This window comes from Bradyrhizobium sp. MI1.10 (assembly GCF_055811035.1).
In genome coordinates this window covers 240,420-246,419 of the sequence record NZ_JBVVPN010000004.1, presented here as the reverse complement: position 1 = coordinate 246,419, position 6,000 = coordinate 240,420, and the positions used below count along the sequence as shown (strand labels likewise).

Annotated in this window: 7 protein-coding genes; 2 read left to right on the top strand and 5 right to left on the bottom strand. The window is 58.7% G+C overall.

The window, feature by feature from the left end:
* Nucleotides 1–917 precede the first annotated feature (917 nt).
* On the top strand, nucleotides 918–1,400 hold the full coding sequence (locus tag AC0L3K_RS07110; RefSeq protein WP_354171106.1) for a phasin family protein: 483 nt from the start codon (nucleotides 918–920) through the stop codon (nucleotides 1,398–1,400).
* Nucleotides 1,401–1,680: 280 nt separating this feature from the next.
* On the opposite strand, the gene AC0L3K_RS07105 is transcribed toward AC0L3K_RS07110, so the two are convergent.
* Nucleotides 1,681–2,472, bottom strand: coding sequence for a Crp/Fnr family transcriptional regulator (locus AC0L3K_RS07105; protein ID WP_035992968.1), 792 nt, complete (start codon nucleotides 2,470–2,472; stop codon nucleotides 1,681–1,683).
* 625 nt (nucleotides 2,473–3,097) lie between these two features.
* Here AC0L3K_RS07105 and AC0L3K_RS07100 point away from each other — a divergent pair.
* A complete protein-coding gene (locus AC0L3K_RS07100; protein WP_473365663.1) occupies nucleotides 3,098–3,646 on the top strand; it encodes a helix-turn-helix transcriptional regulator in 549 nt (182 codons plus the stop codon).
* 276 nt (nucleotides 3,647–3,922) lie between these two features.
* Here AC0L3K_RS07100 and AC0L3K_RS07095 read toward each other — a convergent pair whose 3' ends face one another.
* From AC0L3K_RS07095 to AC0L3K_RS07080, 4 genes are all read right to left on the bottom strand, one after another.
* Nucleotides 3,923–4,099 (bottom strand): hypothetical protein, encoded by a 177-nt coding sequence (locus tag AC0L3K_RS07095; RefSeq protein WP_245285875.1) that lies wholly within the window; start codon nucleotides 4,097–4,099, stop codon nucleotides 3,923–3,925.
* Between the two features lie 245 nt (nucleotides 4,100–4,344).
* Nucleotides 4,345–4,770, bottom strand: coding sequence for a YybH family protein (locus AC0L3K_RS07090; protein WP_007592779.1), 426 nt, complete (start codon nucleotides 4,768–4,770; stop codon nucleotides 4,345–4,347).
* Between the two features lie 454 nt (nucleotides 4,771–5,224).
* Nucleotides 5,225–5,347: a hypothetical protein gene (locus tag AC0L3K_RS07085; RefSeq protein WP_007592777.1), complete on the bottom strand. Its 123-nt coding sequence runs from the start codon at nucleotides 5,345–5,347 to the stop codon at nucleotides 5,225–5,227.
* Nucleotides 5,348–5,449: 102 nt separating this feature from the next.
* Entirely contained in the window at nucleotides 5,450–5,719 is a 270-nt protein-coding gene (locus tag AC0L3K_RS07080) for a hypothetical protein (RefSeq protein WP_473365662.1), read from the bottom strand.
* Nucleotides 5,720–6,000: the final 281 nt, after the last annotated feature.

The window sequence follows — 6,000 nt, the reverse complement described above, 5'->3', positions numbered from 1 at the left end:
CCCCCCGCTCCGGCGATGTCGCGTGGGCGCGGAGATGTGTATAAGCGACCGTGGGGCATCTGCTGCTGGAGGGCCATCCGGCAGTGGCGGCGGATCCGGCGGAGCGGCCGGTGGCAAAGGACCTTTCGCGACGGGAGGGAACTCCGGAGATCCGACCGCATATGGAGGGGTCGATTGTGCAGATGAAGAAGACGACGAGCGGAGGCACAAGCCCGAGTGCGAGCGAGCCGCCACTCGACTTTCGAGCGCAACCCGCTCCGAGCATTAACAACGGTTCGACCCGCTGTTGTTGCATGCTGAGCAGCCTGGCCCAATGGAGCGTGCCGCGCCTGGGCACATGAGTACTCTATTAACGCGCCGCCGCATCGTTATCGGCAACGCAGCATCCGAATGTTAGTCGCGTTTTTCTCTGATTGCATATTTTTTTGCCCACCATCGAAGCTGGCGGAATTCTCGCGGACATATTGCCAGGAGACCTCACATGAAAATCTGCGCTCGAGTGGACAACCCCGCTGCTGTTCTTCGCCAGCGTCTCGAAGCGCTTGCCTCCCAACTCGCGGAACTTGAGAGTCTCAGGGACCGAGTGGATCGAGAAGAGAACCATCAGCGCGAGCTGCGCCGGTCGGGCTATCTCGGACGGCGCGCGAGCTCAGAGCGCAACCCTGCAACGTCGCAGATTTAAAGCTTATGCCTGCTCCGCCTGGTCGCAACCCATCAAATTATTCAGCGAGAGTCCGAAAGCGAACGGATGATTCGAATTTAATCGATCATATTTGGCTCGGCGGGGGGCGAGCGGTTCATCCGCAGCAGCATCCCGTCACGCCGAGAACAGGGGCGCTAGTTTTCTGGCGCAGTACGTGCGGGGAGCGGGGGGTCTTCAATCTACTAACTAGTTTCGCTTGAAAGGATGAAAGCTCGTGAATGATGCCAATGTGAAAGTCGAAACGCAGGCCGATCCGGTGAATGAGAACGCGAATGGTGCAAAACCAAGGTTCGATTTCCCGCTTTTGAATTTCCAGGAACTCCTCCGTGGCTTCGCCGAGCAGGGCGCCGCACAGACCAAGAAAAATATCGCGAGCATGAAAGCGACTTCCGAGGAGATCAGCGACATTCTCCGTGAAGCCTGCTCTATGAACGCCAGAGGGGCCGTTGATTACGGCGCCAAGGTCATCGAGATTTCCAAAGACAATACCAGCGCCACCCTGGAGTTTTTATCCCGGCTCGCTGAGACCAGGTCGCTGCTGGATATCGTGCATCTTTCGACCGCCCGAAGCCGCGAGGCTTTCGAAGTTGTCTCCGCACAGAATCGGGAGCTTTGGGAGCTCGCGCAGAAAGTTGCGATCGAGACGACCGAGCCCATCAAGACCAGCTTCAACAGAGTGCTGCACAAGACTGTCTGAACCGAGGCTACCGGCCGCGCGGATCGACTGGACAGGCGTTTCCGCGACGAGGGGACGCTCGGTCCAGTCGATGGCGGGCCAGCGTGCTCAGGGTCCGCAACAGATTGCAGGAAACGAAGATGGGTGTGGTAATGATCAAATGCCCGGAAACGGGCGACGCTATTTCGACGGGTATCGAGACTGATCGCGAAAGGTTTCGCTGCAGCGCGGTATTCTTCTCGCGCACCTATTGTCGGGTCTGCGCGGCTACACACGAGTGGTTCGCGCGAGAGGCCTGGGTCTACGAGCCTGCCCTGGATAGTCGGTCGCCGGGCGGCTGGCGGGCGTCTCGCGCCGGCGCGGCTTGAATAAGTCCTGCTCCGCCACGCGAAATTATCCGATCGATCCTGCGGCTCATCACCTTGTAGCACTCGCATGCCACGGCTTCGAGCCGCGGCCGGTCAATCTCGAGCTGACCGCGGCGGTTGGATTTCAACGCTCTTGACGCGCGCAACGCCCTCACAACATGCGTGACCGTGGTGCGTCGGACGCCCAGTAGCTCCGACATAGTCTCCTGGGTCAAGGGGAGGAGATTGCTGCCATTCGCCCGGTCGTGAATTTGAAGCAGCCAGCAGGCCATCCGGGCTTCGACGGAATGCAGTGCATTGCAAGCCGCGACGTGCTGAACCTGCGTCAGCAGCGATCTCGTGAAAATCTGCACCATGGATGCGATCGCGGCGCTGCGCCCCAGAGCTGACAAAAATTGCGCCGCCGGAATCTGCAGCACGGGCCCCGGTACGCGGACGACTACCGTCACGGATGAGTGGGATGTGCCAAGCGCCAACGTTAGACCGATCGCACCTTCACGACCGATCACCGCTATGGCGGCAGTCTGCCCGTTCGGCAAGTCCACGATGTAGGAAATCGCGCCGCCACAGGGGAAGAGAAGGTGCTCGATTCGATCTCCCGATCGGACCAGTACGGCGTCGCGCTTGAGTACGACTTTCCGCAGGTGAGGCGCAAGCAAAGCGAAATCCGCCGCCGGCAACGCTGCTAACAATCGATTACCAACTCTTGTCGCGTGGTCCATCATGGGATTCGTCCCCCACGGAGGTCCGGCGCTAGGTCTCCTGCCGGCTGGTGCCGGCTGGTCTGCACTACTCAACAGCGCTCCAATCGGTCACCGGAGATATGGTTCCAATTGGGAGTCGTGCGTGTGCGACGGCACCGCCACGCACGATCCCGCTAGATCCTGCGATTGGCTCCAACTGGAGACCGGCAGGCTCGCGGGCATTGCAGTTGATGTCGGCCAAGCCTATCGCTCGTCCGCCTTCTCGGGAACCGGAAAGAGTGTCATCGAAGCGGACGCTCTATGCCTGTGCGACGGATGCCAATTTTCGGCCGAATATGCTCAGGCGGCGACCGCCTAATCATTGAACGTTCTTAACTCGTGGCTGACTCTTAATCAGCGGGTCCCAGGTTTGGGCCCCGCCCACCGCACCTCGCAAAGCCTTAGGCCGATCCACGGTTTGAGAAGACCGAACTAAAACGGTTTTTCAAACGGTGCTTTTTGGATCCCACCGGACGGTTGCTCCCGACAACGTGATCGGCGGTGCCGGTGACAAAGCGGCTCGCCGAGCGGCTTCCCCATTAAGTCACCATTTGCCGAACGAGTGTGCCGCAAGTTCGAACGACCCTGCTATTGAGCAGATCGGCCCTTGGTGCGGCTTCCTATTTTAGGCGAATTGCTTGTGACGTTCACGGAGGGAATCCATCCACAGGGTGAGATCCTGCACGTGCTTGAACATATCTTCGGGAGGCGGCGAAGCGGCATTTCGCCCGCGGGAAAGATCGTGAGCGTCCGTGATATCGCAACAAAGTTTGAATCCTGCCTCCCAAGCGGTGACGTCAGCGGCTTTCGGGTGCGGCGCTTCAGCGCCTGCTGGAGACGCGCGACGCGCTGGCGCGTCAATCTCGTCGCCAAGGCCTTGCGAGAAAGCAACCAGATCAACGACGAAATCAGCCGCGCTCTTGGTTGTGACTCCGCATCCTCGTTTTCGCAGGCTTTCACCCGTCACATAGCTGGGCGCCTGGCCCGTGTCGCAAAGGCTTTCACCTGTCAGACGTGGTCCAATGATTGCCTGTCGCGTATGCTTCTGACACAAATTTACAGGCCGAATCTACCGAATGCGCAACGTCTGGAACAGTCTGACAATCCGTCCCATCGGGATGAATTGCCGGCGGTTCGTCTCAAAGTATTTGATTAGCTCGTCGAGTTCGTCTTGCGTGGGCTGTCGGTTACGCTCTTTGCTCTTTCCAACCAAATTGAGGTGACTTAACGCGACGCGTGCGAGGCGGGCTTCCTCGGCTGAAACCTCGACACCGTGCACGGCGGCGGCGTGCGTTATGATTGTACGGAGAAGGACAAATCGATTGCCAGTGTCGCGGGGGCCAGCGCCCAGCTTGGCGCGCTTTCTTCCGAACTCGATCAGCGACTCTCTGTTGAGAGCGGGCAGCTTCACACTGCCGAGTTCGGTCTTGAGCTAGGCCATCACAGCAGCTTTTGATCGGCGAGGGGGCTTACCGACCTCGCGCATGTCTTGGTCGTGCAAGTCAATCAGATCGCCAAACGTGCGAACGTTCCGGACCACGCGTGGCTTCGACGATCCATTACGGTCAATGTTGCGCTCCATTTCGAGCGCCCATTCTTCCTTCGCCATCCTTGCGTCTTCGGAACGTCTCGGCCACATAACGGGTCTTGCGCCGGACTTGGACGCGCCGGTTTCCGGATGCAATTTGTGTAGGTCGCCACGCGTGTGCACTCCGGCTTTCGTGTGCACGACGTGTGCACCGGGAGATCCAGAAAAATCCATTAGGCGCAAGCCTGCAGGGCCCGCCCTTTCATGCCAATGGAACAGCCTTGACGTTCGGAAGCTTTTGACGCGAAGCAGGCCTGCGAACGATGCTACTTGCCTTCGTTCCAGATATCGGTGGCGAGCTTCCAATCATTTCCGACCTTTTCCCAAACCACGACATATTTTCCAGTCACTTCCTGTGGTGTCGGTCCCTTGGTCTTCAGCACGAAGGTGCCGATCTCGCGTGCCGCCATAGGGCCAAGCGGCTTAACGTCAACGGTGGTAAGTTTCGGATCGCCAACTTGCTCCGCCATGCCTTTCCACATTGTCTCGATGGCTGCTCGGCCCTGCACCATCGCAGAGCCGGGCGGGAATGCAGTCGCATCCGTGCTGTAGAGTGACCCAATTCCAGAGAAGTCGCCCTTGTTGAACATTTCAATCCATTTGGCGTTGATCACTTCAATTTCGGCCTTCTGAGCCGATGCTAGGCCGGTCAACGAAATCACGAATGCGATCACCAGTGCTATGCTGCGCATGATCATCTCCAATTCTGATGTAGATACGAATGCGAGCGGCAATTGTCCTGACGTCGAGTGGATGCGCTGAACGCCGCATCCCAGACCGCGTTTGGCGCAACAGCAACTCCGGAGGACTACCGTCAACAACATTGACAGGTAAGAACAAGGCCGCACCGGGTGCGATCGAGCGACGAGGTTGATTGCTCGTTATCGAAGGTTCACCGATAGAGTGACAGGCCGCAAGCCACCGGTCCAACAAAGAGCGTTCCCATGTTGCTGAACGTCGTACTTCGACTGAGAAGGGAGAAGTGCCACTCTTGATGTGCCTGATCGCATTCTGCCCTTGAGGCGCGGTCGATACTCCGACAAGGGATCGCTTTGTAGCGATGTCATGGAAGCCCGCGCCTCACCTCGTGGAGATTAGTAGCCGAGCATCAAGCGGCCACCCCGGCGCGTCTTGTGGCGGGCAGTCTTACAGGCGGACACCGGTTGTAGCAAACGCTTGGGCAACTGGTTTCTGCACCTGATCCAAGAGCGCCATTGCTGCAATTGCGATCACAACGGCAGCAGCGCAACCGAGCAGAAAAGCCTTCATGCGCGAACTCCATCATTTACAAGCCGTACTCATCTTACGATGCCGCTTCCTGTGAGTAACTGTGGCGAACGATCTCAAGCTCGCCCGCAGTTGCTGCCGGGTCTAGGGGCTCTTAAAAACCGGGTCGATCGAAAATGCATCGCTCATCAACCCCAGCGATTGAAGGTCGGCGCTTTGCAAGTCCACTTCCAATATGACGAGGAGCAGCATGAGCACGACAACCGTAAAAGCGAGCAGAGGCGAGGCTTTTCGGGTAGCTGGCTCTGGAACGATCAAGAACACGCGCATGGCGCGAAGCCATGAGATCATCCGCAGCAATGGCCTCGATTGCCCCAGCATGCCTTCTTCCTTGACATGACGAGCAAAAACCAAGGCTAGGACTCGCGCTGCCGCGATTCAAGGGAAGATTGCGGGCGGCGGGCGAACTGACGCAGTGCGCGTCGAGGAACGGATACCGATCCTTCCTCGTTGAAGCTTGCGCCCCAGAAGGAGGATCTGGCCGTGAAGGCACTGACATCCATACTATGCCTGGCAGCGGTCGTGGCCTTCGATAGTGCGCTCGCCCAATCCCGTCAGACGGGGGCGCCTGCGCCACAGACGGTTCCCGAAGAGAGGGGCCAGCCGCAGCCACAGGGCTGGACCGGCCCGGTTAA

Excerpts from the sequence above, each read along its gene's own strand:
- AC0L3K_RS07105 (WP_035992968.1), bottom strand. The coding sequence starts at position 2,472 with ATGATGGACCACGCGACAAGAGTTGGTAATCGATTGTTAGCAGCGTTG.
- AC0L3K_RS07095 (WP_245285875.1), bottom strand. The coding sequence starts at position 4,099 with ATGGCGAAGGAAGAATGGGCGCTCGAAATGGAGCGCAACATTGACCGT.
- AC0L3K_RS07090 (WP_007592779.1), bottom strand. The coding sequence starts at position 4,770 with ATGCGCAGCATAGCACTGGTGATCGCATTCGTGATTTCGTTGACCGGC.
- AC0L3K_RS07085 (WP_007592777.1), bottom strand. The coding sequence starts at position 5,347 with ATGAAGGCTTTTCTGCTCGGTTGCGCTGCTGCCGTTGTGATCGCAATT.